This is a genomic window from Paenibacillus sacheonensis, assembly GCF_009909195.1.
Classification (GTDB): Bacteria; Bacillota; Bacilli; order Paenibacillales; family Paenibacillaceae; genus Paenibacillus_Z; species Paenibacillus_Z sacheonensis.
In genome coordinates this window covers 85,469-103,045 of sequence record NZ_JAAAMU010000005.1, presented here as the reverse complement: position 1 = coordinate 103,045, position 17,577 = coordinate 85,469, and the positions used below count along the sequence as shown (strand labels likewise).

Sequence of the window (17,577 nt, the reverse complement as noted above, 5' to 3'; positions counted from 1 at the left end):
TTTGCAGTTGTTCACGAATTGAAATGAAGGTGGATCGATCATGAGTTCAAAGGAGTTGATCGAATGGCAGCCGTGAAGAAAACGCTGAGAACCTGCAACAAAGGTCACCAATACTACAAAAGCACCGACTGTCCCACATGCCCGGTCTGCGAGAATGAGCTCAAGCCCGAAAGCGGATTTCTAGCCGTCCTTTCGGCGCCGGCGAGACGAGCTTTGGAGAACCGCGGAATCACGACGGTTCAGCAGCTGTCCGCGTGCAGCGAAGCGGAAATATTGAAATTCCACGGCATGGGGCCGGGATCGCTTCCCAAGCTTAGGGCGGCTCTGGAGGCGAACGGTTTGTCATTCAGGGATTCGGTGCAAAAGGATGACTAGACGAAGGCCTCGCAGTTTAACAATGAATGGACCGATAACTAACGGAGGAACGTAACTCATGAATAATCAAGACTTTGTCCTAGGAGGGATAAACAGTGGAGCAGCTTCAAGCGCACATCATAACCCGGCCTGCCAAGGCGGAAGAAGCGTCGATCGTGCTGGACCTGTGGCAAATGTCAGCCAGGTGGCTGAACGCGAAAGGCATCTTTCAATGGCGGCCGGAGTATTTTCATCTCGACCAGGTAACGGAATTCATGGCGGACGGCGCGCATGTCTATCTGGCGTATTGGAACGATGCCGTAGTCGGGACGTACACCATCACATGGTCGGATCCGTTGATTTGGAAGGAGCTTGATTCGCCCGATGCCGGATACATCCACCGCTTCGCCGTGCATCGGGATTACGAGGGACAGGGACTCGGCGGGCATCTCCTGCATGCGGCGGAAGAACAGATTCGGCAGGAGGGCAAGACGCTCGTCCGGCTGGATTGCATGGCCGATAATGCGCGGCTGAATCAATATTATCGGGAGATGGGCTATGCCTACATACGACGCTTGGATGCTGCCGATTGGAGCGCGAGTTTGTACGAGAAAAGGTGACAGCGGCGGATTAAATGGCTGCGGAATGGCATGACATGCCTGCGAAGGCCGAGTTGAAAGCCTATCGTTTATCCTACGATCAAGCCGTTTCCGGCTGCGATTTCTAATCAGACGTTCAAGCAGCAGACCGACATGCAGCGGAGGGGAATCGACAATGGGATCGAGAATCATGCATTATAGCATCGGTACGCTGTTGGCAAGAGAGCTGCCAATCGCGGACGAAGAGCAGTTTCTGCTTGGCGGGATAGCGCCCGACGTGAACAAGAATATGAACGAACCGAAGGGCAGATCGCATTTTATCCAAATGGATGCTGAGGGTAAGCAGGATATCGATCTCGAGGGATTCCATGCGAAATACGTGAAACATATGGCAGCTCCTTTTATCTTGGGCTACTATTATCATTTGATTGCAGATCGCATGTGGGTAGACAGCATCTACAAGCCGAAGATCAAATGGCTGCCTCAGCCGGAAAAGAAAGAAGCCCAGGGGAAGTATTACCGGGATTTCTGGCGACTGAACGGTAAGCTCATCGACTATTATTCGCTAACGTTGAAGCCATTGCAGATTCAACCCGTCGACATGGACGAGATCGATTATCGCTTCCTGCCTGATATTATTGAGGATTTAACGAAGGATTTTGAACTGAAAGACGATGCGAAGGATCAGGATCTGGAAATACTGGATATGCAAGAAACGATCGCCGTGCTTGAAGAGACGGTGAGAATCTGCAAAGCAGCGTACTATGGGGCAACGGAGGCTGTATGGAAGAGAACCTAACGCTCAGAGAATTACAGGCGTATATCAAATCAACGGATCACAATCCGACTTTGAAGGAACATTATTTCTATAAGCTGATAGAAGAAACAGGGGAACTCGCCGAAGTCATACGCAAGAACAGAAGATTGGAAGCAAGCGATACGATCAAGGGAACCATAGAAGAAGAACTCTATGACGTGCTTTATTATGTGGCGGCGATCGCTAACTGCTACGATATTGATCTTGAGACCTGCTTTAGACTCAAAGAGGAGATCAATAAAGTGAAGTGGCGTAAGGGCTAAATCTTCTCTTCGTATTAACGGAATATCGCCTATCAACCAATTGCCTATCAACTAAGCTACTCTTCCGATCCATCTCCGAAGGAGACGGGGAGCACTGGGCCGATATCGAAGCCGCGGTCGGGGAGTTTGACAGCCCAACGGAGGCGCAGTACTATTTTGAGCAAGAGTACCTCGCGAAGCCGGAACACGTGAGCGAATGGGCACTGTTCCCTGAATTCTCGCCTGCCGGCAAAACAGAGGAAAGGGGCATGCCCGATGGAAAAGAGGTTCGATTCGTTCGTTATATCCGATGATAAGTCGAAGCTGGACCACGCCGTCATATTGGATTATCTGGCTAGAAGCTACTGGGCGAGCAAGCGGCCGCGGGAGCGGATATTGCAATCGATCGAGAACTCGGCGTGTTATGGCGTCTATCACTTGGACGAGCAGGTCGGGTTCGCCCGCGTCATTACGGATGGCGCGACGATGTATTATTTAGCGGATGTATTTGTATTGGAGGCTTATCAGAGGCAAGGGCTCGGGAAGAAGCTGGTCGAGGCGATCGTGCAGGAATACGAAGGTTTAATGGGACTGCTGGGTACGTTGGATGCGCATGAGCTCTACAGGCAATATGGATTCGAGGAGGTTCCGGGACGGTTCATGCGCAGGATGGCGCAGGCTGCCGAAACTGCGGTGCCGAAGGATGAGGCTTGAACAAAACATAAGACATACCGACAAGGGTGAACGAACATGAACGCCAAACAACTGGCGGCGGAGCAAGCCGTCACGCATCTCGAACACGATATGATCGTTGGACTTGGTACGGGCACGACCGCCTACCATGCCATTCAAGGAATCGCGGCTCGCGTGAAGGAAGGACTCCGCATTCGGACCGTTGCCAGCTCGAAGCAATCGGAAGAACTGGCGCAGCAGCTCGGGATTCCAACCGTCCCTTTCGCTTCCATCGATGGGATCGATCTCACGATCGACGGCGCGGACGAGGTCGATGAATCGCTGCACCTGATCAAAGGCGGCGGCGGAGCGCTGCTCAGAGAGAAGATTCTGGCGTCGAACAGCGCGAAATTGATCATCATCGTCGATGAATCGAAGCTTGTCCGCAAGCTGGGCCAATTTCCGCTGCCGGTCGAAATCACCCCGTTCGCATATGAGCTGACGATGAAGCAGGTGCGCTCGCTGGGCTGCAATCCCGTGTTGCGGGTCGCGGAAGGCAAGACCTTCGTGACGGATAACGGAAACTTCATTCTCGATTGCGCATTCGGCGTGATCGATCATCCGGCAGAACTAAGCGTCAAACTGCTCGCGATTCCGGGGGTCGCGGAGCATGGCTTGTTCGTGAATATGGCCGATACCGTCATCATCGGCAGCAGCGAAGGGACGGTCCGGTACTTACAGCGGTAATGTCGGGCGGAGATCTGGGGGAGGACGTCGATGATAAACTGGTCGAACCTAAAAGCCGTTTTATTTGACTTGGACGGAACGCTGCTGAACCGAGACCAATCGCTGGCTTCGTTTCTGGAGCACCAATATCAGCGTATTCCTGCCTTTCATGCGATGGGGAAGCAAGCGTTCATACGGCGTTTCGTCGAGCTGGACCAGAAGGGATATGTGTGGAAGGACCGCGTCTATCAGTCGCTGGTCGAAGAAGGGCAGCTGGAGCTCGATTGGCAGGAGCTGTTGGCCGACTACGTCTTGTCGTTCCGACATCATTGCATCGGATTTCCGGGCCTGATCGAGATGCTGGAGGCGCTGAAGCTGCGGAATTATAAGCTTGGGATCATCACCAACGGCTTTGGCGATTTCCAAATGAACACTATTCGCGGCCTGGGGATCGAAGGGTATTTCGACGAGATTCTCGTGTCGGAAATCGAAGGTTTGCGGAAGCCGGATATCCGTATCTTCCAATTGGCGCTGCAGCGGCTTGGCGTCCGGCCGGAAGAAGCGATCTTCGTCGGCGATCATCCCGTCAATGATGTCGAAGCCGGCATGCATGCGGGGATGCTGGGGATATGGAAGGAAGAAGATGGGCTTGGCCGTCCGGCATGCGCTGCGTTGACGATCCGGGAATTGCCCGAGCTCCTGGACATGATCTCAGCCTAAGCTCCGCATACGACAAAATCGCTGGAGAACCTCGGTTCGTCCGGCGATTTGTCCGTTTTCTTATGTTTGGCTTTCCTTTACTTCTTCGCTTTATAAAACTCATGATAGAGCTTCATCAAAGCCCGCTTCTCGATCCGCGATACATAGGAACGCGATATCCCAAGCTCTTTGGCGATCTCGCGCTGCGTCCGCTCTTCGCCGCCCGTAATAAGTCCGAAACGGCCGACGACGACTTCTTTTTCGCGCTCGTCAAGAATTTCCAAATTTTTATATATTTTGCTCTTCTCGATCTTCAATTGAACGCGATCCGCCACGTCGTCCGCCTCGGTACCCAAAATGTCGATTAACGTAATCTCATTGCCTTCTTTGTCCGTTCCGATCGGATCGTGCAGGGAGACATCCTTGCGGGTCTTCTTCAGCGACCGGAGATGCATAAGTATTTCATTCTCGATACAGCGAGCCGCAAAGGTCGCAAGCTTCGTCCCTTTTCCGGACTGGAAGCTCTCGATGGCTTTGATCAATCCGATCGTGCCGATGGAAATCAGGTCTTCTAGACCTTCTCCGGTGTTGTCGAATTTTTTGACGATGTGCGCGACAAGCCTTAGGTTATGTTCGATAAGCAAATTCCGCGACTGCTGATTGCCTTCTGCCATGAGCTGTAAATGCTTCAGTTCTTCTTCTTCCTGAAGAGGCTGGGGGAACGCGTTGTTTTTGACATACGAAACAAGCAATGATAATTGCTTAATGAACAACGCGATCGCTGCAAAAAATCCAGGCATCGTAACGGCCACCTCCATGCTGAACGGCGCATGTGAACGAACCTATTCACTTGGCCCTTTCGACTGTTCTATAGTCTATGTGGGCGACGGCCTATCCGTGCCTGTACGTCGAAATTTGCCGTATCGGGCGGCGGGAAGGCCGAATGGGTTCGACGGTGTAAATAACCGCGAAGGTTTTGTAGCTGCTGCGATGCAGGAAATAGCGTGAGCACGGCAGCGGCATTTGTTATACTGAGCAGCGGGACGAGAGATGTCAGAAGAAGGGGAAATGCAAGTTGAATCGTACCAGAACTGCAGTGACTTCGATCATCATGCAGGTTATTTACGCTATATCGCTCGTTGCTTGGTTGTTCGTGCTGGGAATGTCCGCGATGAATTTCGACAGTCCAGGGGCTTTCGGCGATGCCGCGACGTGGTTGATCGTCTTGTTCATCGCCATTTATCCAATCGCTTTTCTCGTCGCGGCGATTACCGGATGGGTAATGTTTGCCCGGAGGAGGCACCGAGCCGCGCTTTTATGGAACTGCCTGCCTTTGCTGTGGTTCGTTCCGCTCGTGGCGCTTCTGATCTATGCGTTCGCTTCCTAAACGCCCCCATCCATCGAAAGGCCTTATCCGGAGCGTTGAAGGATAAGGTCTTTTCGGCTGTTCACTCATGCGAAAATCCTTATTGACAGGTAAACGATCCTGCAGTAATCTCTTGTATGTAATCGATTACGTAATCGTTTACATAACCAGTTCGAGGAGAATGACGTTTGTCCAAAGCAACCATCAAACAAGTCGCGGCAGAGGCCAACGTATCGACGGCAACCGTATCCCGCGTCCTGAACGACAGCGGCTATGTCAGCGCCGAAGTGAAATCGCGCGTGTTCGGGGCCATTGCCAAGATGAATTATCAGCCGAGCGCGATCGCCAGAAGCCTGAAGCAGGACAGAACCTATATGATCGGCATTATCGTGCCGGATATCTCCAACCCTTACTTCATGGGCATTTCCAGAGGCATCGAGGACGTGGTCGGACCGGAAGGATTCCAATTGATGTTCTGCAGCGCAGGCGAGGTGCCGGAGAAGGAAGCCAGGCTGCTGCAGCTGCTGCACGAGAAACGAGTCGATGTTATCGTCCTGGCGACTTCCGGCGGGAATGTGGCGACCATCAACGCCTTGATCGACAACGGCCAGCGGATGCTGCTCATCGACAGGCGGCTGGAGGCGAGCGAAACTGCAATGGAAAGCGATACCGCCGCCGATTCCGATACCGCCACCGATTCCGATACCACCAACGATTCCGAATCCGTTACCGCAATCCCGCCGGCTCTGGACTTGGTCGCGGAGGATAATGTGCGCATCGCGTACGAATTAACGAAAGCGCTGCTGGAGGACGGCCATGTCCGCATCGGCGTCGTGAACGGGCCGACGCGGGTCAGCACGGGACGAGACCGGTTGGAAGGGGTGCTTCGCGCCATGAAGGAGTACGGCGCGGAGGACCGGCTGCTGCTCTACAGCGGGGATTTCTCTACGGAGGGCGGCATCCGCGCGGTACGGCAATTTCTCGGCGAGCCCGTCAAGCCGACGGCTATCGTATCGCTGAATAACAAGATGAGCCTAGGCGTGCTGCTGGAGCTCGTGCAGAGCGGTCTGCGCATACCGGGCGATATGGCCGTCGCTTCCTTCGGCGAGGTGGAAGCGGGCCGGCTGTTGAAGGAACCGGGTCTCTATTACGTGGACCAGCGCCCGTACGAGATGGGCCAACGGGCCGGCGAGCTGGTCCTTAGGCTCCTTCGGGGAGAAGGCGGCGAGCGGGAGCCGGCCAGCGAGATTTTTCATCATGAAGTGATGCGTATCCGGTAACAGGCGTCAGCTGCAGTCATTCTTAATCCATTCCAAGCGAAAGAGGGAAAATGAAAATGAGCATGCACATCGGCAACCGGCTTCGGGGCAGCCTGCCCAAGATTGGCATTCGACCGATTATCGACGGCCGCCGCGGCGGAATCCGCGAATCGCTCGAAGACGTCACGATGGAGATGGCGAGAAGCGCAGCCGCGTTCTTGACGGAAAACCTCAAGCACAGCAACGGTCTGCCCGTCGAATGCGTCATCGCGGACACCTGCATCGGCGGCGTGGCCGAGGCGGCGATGGCGGAGGAGAAATTCGCGCGGGCCGGCGTCGGCTTGACGATTTCGGTAACGCCGTCCTGGTGCTACCCGACCGAAACGATGGACACGCATCCGTCGAGACCCAAGGCGATCTGGGGCTTCAACGGCACGGAGCGCCCGGGCGCCGTTTATCTGGCTGCCGTGCTGAGCGCCCATAATCAGAAAGGGCTGCCCGCCTTCTCGATCTATGGCCGCGATGTGCAGGATATCGGCGACACGACGATCACGCCGGACGTGCAGGAGAAGCTGCTGCAATTCGCCAAAGCAGGCCTCGCCGTTGCCACGATGCAAGGCAAGTCCTATCTCTCGATGGGCTCCGTGTCGATGGGCATCGCGGGCTGCATTGTTGACGAGTCGTTCTTCCAGCGCTACCTCGGCATTCGCAACGAATACGTGGACATGACGGAATTCGTGCGCCGCATGGGACTCGGCATCTATGACCAATCGGAATACGAAGTTGCATTGAACTGGGTAAAGGCGAACTGCCGGGAAGGCGCGGAGGTCAATCCGGAGCATCTGCAGCGGACGGAGGAGCAGAAGGCGGGCGATTGGGAGACGGTCGTGAAGATGGCGCTCATCGCGCGCGATCTGATGATCGGCAATCCGAAGTTGAACGAGATCGGCTACGGCGAGGAGGCATTCGGCCATAATGCCATCGCGGCCGGCTTCCAGGGCCAGCGCGCGTGGACGGACTATTACCCAAACGGCGATTTCATGGAGGCGATTCTGACGTCGTCCTTCGATTGGAACGGCATTCGCGAGCCGTTCATGCTGGCGACGGAGAACGATACGCTGAACGGCGTTACGATGCTGTTCGGCCACCTGCTGACGAACGCTGCGCAAATCTTCGCCGACGTCCGGACGTATTGGAGCCCGGACGCGGTCAAGCGGGTAACCGGTCATGAATTGGAAGGCCGCGCCGCGAACGGCATCATCCATCTGATCAATTCCGGTCCTGCGGCGCTCGACGCGACGGGTCGCCAGACAATCGACGGCCAGCCGGCGATGAAGCCGTTCTGGGAGATCACGGAGCAGGAAGCGGCGGACTGCCTGGAGGCGACGAAGTGGAGTCCGGCGGTCGATTTCTTCCGCGGCGGCGGCTTCTCGACGGATTTCACGACGCGCGGCGGCATGCCGGTCACGATGGCGCGCATCAACCTGGTGGCGGGTCTTGGACCGGTGCTGCAATTGGCGGAAGGCTATACGGTCGAGCTGCCGGACGACGTTCACGACAAGCTGGACCAGCGCAGCAACCCGACGTGGCCGACGACTTGGTTCGTGCCGGAATTGACGGGGGAAGGCTTGTTCAAGGATGTGTACACCGTCATGAACAACTGGGGCTCCAACCATGCGGCTGTCAGCTATGGGCATATCGGCGGAGAGCTCATCACGCTAGCTTCCATGCTGCGCATCCCCGTCAGCATGCATAACGTGGCGGATGACCGCGTGTTCCGTCCGAGCATGTGGAGCGCTTTCGGCGGCATGGATCCGGTCGGCGCGGATTTCCGAGCATGCCAGACGCTGGGGCCGTTGTATCGATAACGGTAATACGGTAATGCCTTTCCTGGATGAGTGTGGCGCAGTGCAGCCCTTGACCAGGCGATCAGAGCGTAGAAGATTCCGAATCGACTATTCATGCAGAAAGCGACGGTGTTCTCATGATCGGATCCAAAGCACGGCTTTATACGGACAATAGTCAGCGCACGTACCCGGGAGCGGCGAAGGAAGCGCGATTTCCGCTGGGCGGCATCGGTACGGGCAACATCTCTCTCGGCAGCCGCGGCGAGCTGAGGGATTGGGAGATATTCAACCTTCCGGCCAAAGGCACCTATATGCCGAATACGTTCTTCGCCATTCGCGTCGAACAGGAGGGGCGCCAGCCGGTCGCCAAGGTACTGGAATCGAAGCTGCTTCCACCGCATGCGCTCTCGCACGGGTATCATCCGCTTACGGGTGCGGGCTTGCCGCGGCTGGATGAATCCGAGTTGATCGGTACGTATCCGATGGCGCGCGTCGTCTTCCGCGACGGCGACCTGCCGGTCCAGGTGGAGCTCGAGGCGTTCACGCCGATGATTCCGCTCGACCCCGAGAATTCGGGCATTCCAGCGGCATCCCTGACGTATCGGGTCACGAATACAAGCGACCTGCCTGCCGAGGTCGTGGTCGCGGGCTCGTTGATCAATCCCGTGGGCGGATTGAAGTACGACAAGTTCGGCAACCTGCACCATCAGATGCCCTGCGGCCAGAACGTCAATGCCTTCCGGCAAGACTCGGACGCGTCGGGCTTGGAGCTTTCCTCCGAGAAGTGGGCCGCCGGTGATCTGAACTACGGCAATCTGGCGCTTCAGACGACCCATGCGAATTTGACGGTCAAACGCGCTTGGCTTCGCGGCGCCTGGTATGATTTCTTGCAGGAGTTCTGGGATGACTTCACCGAGGACGGCCGGTTGACTGATCTCGGATACGAGACCCCGTCGGAGGAACATAAGACGGATACCGGATCGCTGGGCGTCATCGAAACGATCCTTCCGGGAGAGACGAAGGAATTCCAATTCGCGCTTTCGTGGTATTTTCCGAACCGGATCAACGGCTGGTATGACCGCGTCATGGACACCCGGCCCGGTCATGAGACGATCCGCAACCATTACGCGACGCGCTTCGGCAGTGCCTGGGAAGCGGGCGCCTACCTGCTGGACAACCTGGATCGGCTTCGCGGACAGACGGTCGCGTTCCGGGACGCGCTGTTCGGCACGACGCTGCCGGGTTATGTCATCGATGCTTTGGCCGGCAACATGCCCGTTCTTCGCAGCACGACCTGTTTCTGGCTCGAGAACGGCAAATTCCTCGGCTTCGAGGGCACCTTCGACGACGAAGGCTCCTGCGAAGGCAGCTGTACGCATGTATGGAACTATGAGCAGACGCTGGCTTTCCTGTATCCGTCGCTCGAGCGGACCATGCGCCGCGTCGAGTTTCTTGAAGAGGTCGATGCATCCGGCAAAATGGCGTTCCGCGCGATGAGCATGTTTAACTGCGAGTGGCGCTGGGGCGGCTATACCGGGCCGGCCGCGGCGGATGGGCAGCTTGGTGCCATCATGCGCGTATTCCGGGAGTGGAAGCTGTCGGGCGATACCGAATTTCTGCGGGAGCTGTGGCCTAACGTAAAACTGGCGCTGGACTATGCCCTCGTCCATTGGGATCACGATGGTGATGGCGTGATGGAAGGCGAACAGCACAATACGTACGACATCGAATTCTACGGCCCGAATCCGCTCACCGGGATGATGCTGCTGGGCGCTTTGAGAGCCGGCGAAGCGATGGCCGGCGGTCTTGGCGATCAAGAGGCGGCGGAACGGTACGGCCATATCGCTTCGTTGAGTGCCGGGCGGCTCAGCGAGTTGACGTGGAACGGCGAATATTTCGTACAGGTGCTGGACGACGTGAATGCGCACAAATACCAGCATGGGATCGGCTGCCTATCGGACCAACTGCTGGGCCAGCAGCTGGCGCATTTATATGGATTGGGCCACCTCATGGAACAGGAACGGCTCAAGAGCGCGATCCATGCCGTCTTCCGGCACAATTTCAAACCGGATTTCAAGGATCACGTGAACTGCCAACGGGTGTACGCGCTCCATGACGAGCAGGGACTCGTGCTCTGCTCTTGGCCGAACGGCGGCCGGCCGAAGCTGCCGTTCGTCTACTCGGACGAAGTTTGGACCGGCATCGAGTACCAGGTCGCGACCAACCTCGTGTACGAAGGCTTCGTCGAAGAGGGGCTGACGATCGTGAAAGCGGTCCGGGACAGGCAGGATGGCTATCGGCGCAACCCGTGGAACGAAGTGGAGTGCGGACATCATTATGCCCGGTCGATGTCGAGCTGGGGGCTGCTCATCGCATTTTCCGGCTTCGCGTTCGATATGGCGGCGGGTACGATGTCGTTCAAGCCCGCGACGCCGGAAGAGGCCTTTGCCGCATTCTGGAGCACCGGCAGGGGCTGGGGCGTGTACAGGCAGGCCTTGGATCCGGTCAGCGGCAGCATGGTTCCGCAAGTCGAAGTGCTCGGCGGCGATATGAGCGGCGTGCTCGTTCATGCCTGCGGCACGACCGTTCAATTGTAAGAATCGTTTATTACGAGCTGCTCGCGGCGATTTATTGCCGGGAGCAGTTTTTTATTAGGAAGAAGAGGTTTCAGCAGGACCATGGCCCTCGACGCCTCGCCTCGCCGTGGTTGAATCTACGAGGGGCAAGCGATCCCTTTGAGAGGCGCGCGATTCCTTTAACGAAACTGAGAAACGTTATTTCGATCGAATAGGCAGCTTTGAAATCCTAAGGAGCCTCACAATCGTTATTCGCGGAAAAAGCTCGCCAGTTCGCTCGGAACGGGGGAACTAGCATTACCCAGGTTCGTTAGATTTTCAGGTGCGCTAAAATGCAGCCTATAAGTATCCTGAGTTTCATTGGATCCACTGCAGTAATAAAACCGCCATCCATGCATGTGCGGCGTCTCTAACGCTCGTGAGCGTGGCTATTTCGCTCCAATCGCCTCGGTTTAAAATCTAACGATCGCTAGCGAGGTTATTTGACTATTTTCAGGCGAAAATGGGACGTTAGACGGCAGATAAGCACCATGGCGAGCGTTAGAAAATGAAAAGGGGTCAAAACAGGGAAATAACGTGTCTGGCGAGCGTTAGCGTTCCCCTCAGGACGAGGCGTACGGCGCGTTCGTTTGGCCAGTTGTTACGAACGGAAACTTTAGAGCCGATTATATAGATGCGTTTCGTCCGGGTCATCGTCGCCCCAGCGACTACTGGCGCAGGTCCAGATTGACCGGCTGACTTGCCGCCCGCGCCCGCTGCCTCGATCCGCCTCGACCCGACCTCGAGCGCCTGCCGCCTCGATCCGCCTCGGTCCGACCTCGAGCGCAGCGGCCTCGGTCCGGCCTCGATCCGACCTCGAGCGCAGCGGCCTCGATCCGGCCTCGATCCGACCTCGAGCGCAGCGGTCTCCTTCACGCACGCGCCGAGAGACTGCCGGAGTTCAACTAAGCATACAAAAAGCCTGCCTCGTGCAATCGAGGCAGGCTTTTTGGGCTATGCAGCGCTTGGCTGACATACTGTACTAGTAGTTGCAATGCTCGGCGGCGGCAAGTGCCCGATCGAGCAGCGCTCATAGCGCCGTTCTCTACAGCGCGCAGAGCTCCACAGCGATGAGCTGCGAAGCGCCATACTCCGCCGCGGCATCCCGACTTAAATCATGCGCGCCAGCTTCCGGAACTGCAGCGCGCTCATGCCTTCCCAGCGCTTGAAGATCCGGCTGAAATAATGAAAGTCCTCGTAGCCGACCGCGCCGGCGATCCATTCGATCGTATGATCCGTTTCGCGCAGCAGCCGTTTCGCTTCCTGGTGGCGGATCGATTGGACGAATTTGTTCGGCCCGACGCCCATCAGCGCTTTGAACTGCCGGCTCATGTAGTCTTCGTGGACGAGCACGTATTTGGCCATTTCGGCGCAGGTCCAATTCCGGCTGCAGTGCATCCGGATTTCCTCCGCCAGCGCGTGCAGCCGCTGTTCGTATTTGGGCAGCGGCTGCCGTCCGGCTTCGTTCCCGTGACGGACCAGGAGCGTGAAGAGATGCAGCAGCATCGCCTTGCAGGCCGCATCGTGGCCGGGCCGCCGCTCGTTCCACTCCTGCACGATCCCTTCCAGCAGCGAGACGATCCGCCCGGAGATGCCCGGATACAGATAATCCGGCAGGAGAGGCTTCTCTTGCAGGTAAGGGACGGCGCTGAAGGCGAGCGGATTGATCTGCTGCTCGTCCACGATGATGTTGTGGCTGGCGGGAGCTCCGTCGAAAAAGTCGAAATGGACGCCGATCAGCTCCGCATGCGGCTCCGACCGGACCTCGACGACATGCGGCTCCCACGGCGGCAGCACGATCAACGCGCCCGATCGCGCAAGATACGGCTCTCCGCCGATCGTGGCCCGAATCTCGCCATGCTTGACGAAGAGCAGCTCGAAATCGTAAATGCGCCGATTCCACTGGTATGCGGGCGTGCGGACATGATGCTGGGCCCAATGGACGACCGGCGACAAATCGCGCAGCGCGCACGGCCTTGGAGCGGAATAAGAAGGCATTTCCAGAGACGTCACCACCGTTTGGCAGATTTACGGAAAAATCCAAAAAACGATCCTTTTTATGTAAATCCAAGCGGATAGCTGAATGGTACCATGTAAGCGCATTCCCATACAAGCGTACGAAAGGGCTGAGATGATAATGAACGTGCAGCGATTATTTCAAATAGACGGTCAAGTCGCCGTAATAACGGGCGGCGCGGGCGGTCTCGGTTTTATCATGGCGCAGACGCTTGCGGGCGCCGGGGCAGCGGTCGCGTTAACGAGCCGAACGCTCGCCAGAGCGGAAGAAGCGGCAGTCGGCCTGCGGAACGAGACGGGAGCGGAAGCGTTCGCGCTGGAGGCCGACATTGCTTCCGCCAGCGGAGCGGCAGCCATGGTCGATGCCGTCATGGAACGGTTCGGCCGTATCGATATTCTGATCAACAACGCGGGCATGAATATCCGCAAACCGATCGAGGAGTACGACGAAGCCAGCTGGGATCTCGTGATGAACGCGAATCTGAAGTCCCCTTATCTGTGCGCGCGGGCGGTAACGCCGATCATGAAAGAACAGAAGCACGGCCGCATCATTAACATCGCCTCCATGCTGGGTTCGGTCGGCTTGCCCGAACGTTCCGCGTACTGCGCCAGCAAGGGCGGCGTCATACAGCTGACCAAGGTGCTCGCGCTCGAGCTCGCGCCATGGAACGTGACGGTCAACGCGCTTTGCCCGGGGCCGATCGCGACCGAACTGAACACGGTGGTGATGACCAATCCGGAGGCGAACCGGTTCTTCGTCGATCAGATCGCGCTCGGCCGCTGGGGCAGGCCGGAGGAGATCGCGGGCCCGATCCTGTATCTGGCTTCCGAGGCATCGAGCTTCATGACGGGCGCCGCGCTCACCGTCGACGGCGGCTGGACGGCGAAATAAAGACGAGCGTCCTGGTTCAATCATTCGCTCATCGATCTATTCCATTCAAAGGAGTGAACGGCATGCGAATCGGTCTATCCATGTACGGCACCACGTATGCAATGGGGCTTCATCCCCGATCGGGCAAGCGGCCTATGAACGCCGAGAACGTGATCGCCTGGTCACTTGGCGCCAACCTGCAGGGCGTCGAGCTCCCGGAGGTGATCCTTGCCGCTTCCGATCTATCGGCGATCGCCGAACTGACGCGGGAGAAGGGGTTTTATGTGGCAGTCGCTTCCGGAGGCTATGATCCCGCTAAGCTCGGAGAAGCCTGCCGGCTGGCGGCAGCGAGCGGGGCGCGGATCGTGCGTACCGTTGCCGGAGGGGCGCGGATCGGAGGCGACCGACGGCATTTGGCCGGCAGTTGGGGAGCCTTCATGGAGGAAGTGCGGGAAGGGCTGACGGCCGCCGTTCGCATCGCGGAACAAGAAGGCGTGACGATCGCCTTGGAGAATCACCAGGATCTCGCTTCCGAGGAGCTGGTCTGGCTGTGCGAATCCATCGCTTCCCCGAATTTCGGCCTGACGCTCGATACCGGCAACCCGCTCGCTACGGCGGAGGAGCCCGTCGAATTTGCCCGTCGGATCGCGCCGCATATCAAGAACGTGCATCTCAAGGACTACTGGATCTACCCAAGCGAAGAAGGTTATCGGCTGGTGCGTTGTCCGCTGGGACAAGGCGTGGTCGATTTTCCGGCTTTGATGTCGCTGTTCCGTCGGTCCGGGCTGCAGGATCTGCCGATGTCGATCGAGATCGGCGCGCTGGAAGCGCGTCATATCCGCGTGCTCGCCGACGATTACTGGCCGGCGTATCCGGAACGTTCCGCCCGGCAGCTGGCTGAATTGATGCGGTTCGTCCATGCGAACAGCAAGCCCGCGGCGGACTGGCGGACGCCGCATGAGCGCGAAGCGGCGCCGGATGACGTCAACGCCTACGAGCGCTCGCAGCTTCGTTCAAGCATCGCCTACATGCAGTCGCTGTTAGAAGAAGTCGATTCGAACGAATCCGGGGAGGCTTTCTTATGATCATCGATTTGAAGGGCAAAGTAGCGGTCGTTACCGGAGCGGGAAGGGGAATCGGCCGGGAAATCGCGCTGACGCTGGCTCATGAAGGAGTGAAGACGGTCGCGCTGGATATCCGACCGGAGCTGTTGAACGAGCTCGGCGGCCTGTTTGCGGAGCGCGGTTATGAAGGCGCGCAATATAATTGCGACGTTCGGGACGGCAGCCGCGTATTGGAAGTTGTACAAGAAGTGGCCGAGCGCTTCGGGCGCATCGATATTCTGGTCAACAACGCCGGCGTTGCAAGCGGCGGCACCGTGGAGACGCTGGGCGAGGACGTGTGGGACGCGAACCTGGACATTAATTTGAAGGGGACGTTCCTGATGTGCAAGGCGGTAGCCCCGGTCATGAAAGCGCAGCGGCAGGGCAGGATTCTGAACGCGGCTTCGTTTGCCGCCATCGTGCCTTCTTACGGAAGCGCCGCTTACGCCTCCTCCAAGGCGGCGGTGAAGCAGTTTACGCGCGTGCTGGCCGGAGAATTGGGGCCGTGGGACATTACCGTCAACTGCTACTCCCCAGGCATGATTCCGACGGATATGAACCACTTCGCGGAGTTGAACGAGGAACGTCAGCAGCGTCTGCTCGATACGCTGACGCTGCGCCGCTGGGGCAGCAAGGCAGACGTAGCGAATCTGATCTGCTTCTTGTCCTCCGATCTAGCCGCTTATATCACCGGCACGATGATTGATGTCAGCGGCGGCAAGCTCGCGACGCAAATACCGGCCATTGCGTACGAAGCGGCTTCGCGGAAGGATGTGAAGCCGCGATGATGGGAATCGGCATCGCCGGCAGGCTGGTCATCGTGACCGGCGGCTCGCAAGGCATCGGCAGAGCTATCGTGGAGCGATTCGCGCAGTTCGGCGCGCGTGTCGTCATTGCGGACGTTGACGAGGCAGGCTCCGAAACTGCGCGCCAGCTGTGCGAAGAAGGGCATGAAGCCCATTTTGTCCGCTGCGACGTATCCAGCTATGACGACATTCAGGCGCTGGCTTCAGAAGTACAGGCGAAGCACGGAACCGTTCATACGCTCGTCAATAATGCGGGTATTTTTCCGAGGGCCGATCTTCTTCATACGGATGAGGCGTTCTGGGAGCGATTAATGGGTATTAACTTGAAGGGCGCGTATCTGATGTGCCAGGCGTTCGTGCCCGGGATGATCGAGCAGGGAGTCGGCAGCATCGTGAATATCGGCTCCACGCACGCGAGGAGCGGAGACCCCGCGGCCATGGCGTATGCGGTATCCAAGGGCGGCTTGATTACGCTGACCCGGAATTTGGCCAAGGGTTTCGCGAAGCACGGCATTCGCGTGAACTGCGTTCAGCCGGGCTGGGTGGCATCGGAAGGAGAGACGTCGAGACTGAGGGACGCCGGCGTCGATCCCGACAAGCTGTTCGCCGACGTCTCCGCGAGGATGCCGATGGGGCGCATTCAGACGGGACAGGACATTGCGGACAGCGTGATTTTCATGGCATCGTCATTGAGCCTTCAAGTGACCGGCCAAGTGCTGACGGTTGATGGCGGATCGAGTCTGCGTTGACGATCATCTTAGGATTGACAGAACGAGCGGACCGGTACTATACTTCTCACTGTACGATCGTTCAACGAAAGCTGGAGGTAACGGACAATGGCTCAAATCAGTCGAAAAGAACAAGCAGTCGCAACCAGAGAGAAGCTGCTAGATACCGCTAAAAACCTTTTCGCCGAGATGGGCTATCACGGAACTCCGGTTCGTGCGATCACGAGACAGATTCAGAAGGGCGATGGCATTCTCTATCATTATTTTCCCGGCGGGAAGCAAGAAATCATGTCTGTCCTGCTGCGGGAAAGTTTTGAGCATCGCGTCCTCGAAATCAAACAGCTAACGCATGAGAAGATCGAACATCTGCCGCTTCGCGAAGCGCTGCTCGTCATCATGAAGAAGATCTATGAATTGTTTCTCGACGATCTCGACCTCATGCGTATTTTGTTCCGCGAGAACGATTTGCTAGATTTGGAGGAAGCGAAGCAGTTGTCCGTCATGGTGTCCGAGCGGGTAGAATCGATCGCGGACGTTCTCAGGCGACGGCATGCCAAGGGCGAAATCCGATTCATGAATTTCACGCTGGCGGCCCGCCAATTGCTGTCGATGTGGATGCAGTATATTTTCAGCTCTATCATCGGCATCAAGGTTTTGCCAGAGCCGGATGTTTCCGCTTATCTGGAAGAAATGGTCGATTTCACGGTAAGTCTCTGGCAGCCGTTTGACGGGGAGATCATCAGCTGAGCGCAAGGAACGCTGCATGAAGCTTTATACGCGGCAAGGTTTCATCGGAAGAAACTCGCTTCGCAGCCCGAGAGGGCGGCGACGCCGTTTCTTCTTCTTCGTTTCGGCTG

The 17,577-nt window shown here is 57.3% G+C and carries 18 protein-coding genes; 16 read left to right on the top strand and 2 right to left on the bottom strand.

Annotated features, from left to right (window positions below; translation table 11 throughout):
- Positions 1-63: 63 nt before the first annotated feature.
- From GT003_RS11060 to GT003_RS11030, 7 genes are all read left to right on the top strand, one after another.
- Positions 64-375 (top strand): RNA polymerase alpha subunit C-terminal domain-containing protein, encoded by a 312-nt coding sequence (locus tag GT003_RS11060; RefSeq protein ID WP_161697508.1) that lies wholly within the window; start codon positions 64-66, stop codon positions 373-375.
- A gap of 95 nt (positions 376-470) precedes the next feature.
- Positions 471-974: a GNAT family N-acetyltransferase gene (locus tag GT003_RS11055; protein WP_338045920.1), complete on the top strand. Its 504-nt coding sequence runs from the start codon at positions 471-473 to the stop codon at positions 972-974.
- Positions 975-1,128: 154 nt separating this feature from the next.
- Positions 1,129-1,752: a hypothetical protein gene (locus GT003_RS11050; RefSeq protein WP_161697506.1), complete on the top strand. Its 624-nt coding sequence runs from the start codon at positions 1,129-1,131 to the stop codon at positions 1,750-1,752.
- Positions 1,737-2,033, top strand: a complete 297-nt coding sequence (locus GT003_RS11045; protein ID WP_161697504.1) for a MazG nucleotide pyrophosphohydrolase domain-containing protein — start codon at positions 1,737-1,739, stop codon at positions 2,031-2,033. The genes GT003_RS11050 and GT003_RS11045 overlap by 16 nt, the downstream gene beginning before the upstream one ends.
- Before the next feature lie 255 nt (positions 2,034-2,288).
- The gene (locus GT003_RS11040; protein WP_161697502.1) at positions 2,289-2,726 is read left to right on the top strand and encodes a GNAT family N-acetyltransferase; all 438 of its coding nucleotides are present in this window, start codon (positions 2,289-2,291) and stop codon (positions 2,724-2,726) included.
- Positions 2,727-2,762: 36 nt separating this feature from the next.
- The gene (gene rpiA, locus GT003_RS11035) at positions 2,763-3,431 is read left to right on the top strand and encodes a ribose-5-phosphate isomerase RpiA (protein ID WP_161697500.1); all 669 of its coding nucleotides are present in this window, start codon (positions 2,763-2,765) and stop codon (positions 3,429-3,431) included.
- A gap of 30 nt (positions 3,432-3,461) precedes the next feature.
- Entirely contained in the window at positions 3,462-4,130 is a 669-nt protein-coding gene (locus GT003_RS11030) for an HAD family hydrolase (RefSeq protein ID WP_161697498.1), read from the top strand.
- Positions 4,131-4,207: 77 nt separating this feature from the next.
- Here GT003_RS11030 and sigK read toward each other — a convergent pair whose 3' ends face one another.
- Positions 4,208-4,909: an RNA polymerase sporulation sigma factor SigK gene (gene sigK, locus GT003_RS11025; protein ID WP_161697496.1), complete on the bottom strand. Its 702-nt coding sequence runs from the start codon at positions 4,907-4,909 to the stop codon at positions 4,208-4,210.
- A 275-nt stretch (positions 4,910-5,184) separates the two neighbouring features.
- Here sigK and GT003_RS11020 point away from each other — a divergent pair, with 275 nt between their 5' ends.
- The 4 genes from GT003_RS11020 to GT003_RS11005 all read left to right on the top strand — a co-directional run bounded on the left by GT003_RS11020 (position 5,185) and on the right by GT003_RS11005 (position 11,178).
- Complete coding sequence (locus tag GT003_RS11020; RefSeq protein ID WP_161697494.1) at positions 5,185-5,496, top strand: hypothetical protein; 312 nt, start codon at positions 5,185-5,187, stop codon at positions 5,494-5,496.
- A gap of 167 nt (positions 5,497-5,663) precedes the next feature.
- Positions 5,664-6,755 carry a LacI family DNA-binding transcriptional regulator gene (locus GT003_RS11015; RefSeq protein ID WP_161697493.1) on the top strand — a complete coding sequence of 364 codons (1,092 nt, stop codon included), beginning with the start codon at positions 5,664-5,666 and terminating at the stop codon, positions 6,753-6,755.
- Positions 6,756-6,817: 62 nt separating this feature from the next.
- Entirely contained in the window at positions 6,818-8,602 is a 1,785-nt protein-coding gene (locus tag GT003_RS11010; protein WP_239565827.1) for an L-fucose isomerase, read from the top strand.
- 116 nt (positions 8,603-8,718) lie between these two features.
- Entirely contained in the window at positions 8,719-11,178 is a 2,460-nt protein-coding gene (locus GT003_RS11005; protein WP_161697489.1) for a GH116 family glycosyl-hydrolase, read from the top strand.
- A gap of 1,128 nt (positions 11,179-12,306) precedes the next feature.
- On the opposite strand, the gene GT003_RS11000 is transcribed toward GT003_RS11005, so the two are convergent.
- Positions 12,307-13,194, bottom strand: coding sequence for a helix-turn-helix transcriptional regulator (locus tag GT003_RS11000; protein WP_161697487.1), 888 nt, complete (start codon positions 13,192-13,194; stop codon positions 12,307-12,309).
- A 133-nt stretch (positions 13,195-13,327) separates the two neighbouring features.
- Between GT003_RS11000 and GT003_RS10995 the strand changes: the two genes are divergently transcribed.
- The 5 genes from GT003_RS10995 (at position 13,328) to GT003_RS10975 (ending at position 17,467) form a co-directional block, all read left to right on the top strand.
- A complete protein-coding gene (locus GT003_RS10995) occupies positions 13,328-14,104 on the top strand; it encodes an SDR family NAD(P)-dependent oxidoreductase (RefSeq protein ID WP_204798901.1) in 777 nt (258 codons plus the stop codon).
- A 62-nt stretch (positions 14,105-14,166) separates the two neighbouring features.
- A complete protein-coding gene (locus GT003_RS10990) occupies positions 14,167-15,168 on the top strand; it encodes a sugar phosphate isomerase/epimerase family protein (protein WP_161697485.1) in 1,002 nt (333 codons plus the stop codon).
- Positions 15,165-15,974 carry an SDR family NAD(P)-dependent oxidoreductase gene (locus GT003_RS10985; RefSeq protein ID WP_161697483.1) on the top strand — a complete coding sequence of 270 codons (810 nt, stop codon included), beginning with the start codon at positions 15,165-15,167 and terminating at the stop codon, positions 15,972-15,974. The genes GT003_RS10990 and GT003_RS10985 overlap by 4 nt, the downstream gene beginning before the upstream one ends.
- Entirely contained in the window at positions 15,971-16,741 is a 771-nt protein-coding gene (locus tag GT003_RS10980) for an SDR family NAD(P)-dependent oxidoreductase (RefSeq protein ID WP_161697481.1), read from the top strand. Before GT003_RS10985 ends, GT003_RS10980 begins: the two co-directional genes overlap by 4 nt.
- 87 nt (positions 16,742-16,828) lie before the next feature.
- Entirely contained in the window at positions 16,829-17,467 is a 639-nt protein-coding gene (locus GT003_RS10975) for a TetR/AcrR family transcriptional regulator (RefSeq protein ID WP_161697479.1), read from the top strand.
- Positions 17,468-17,577 lie beyond the last annotated feature (110 nt).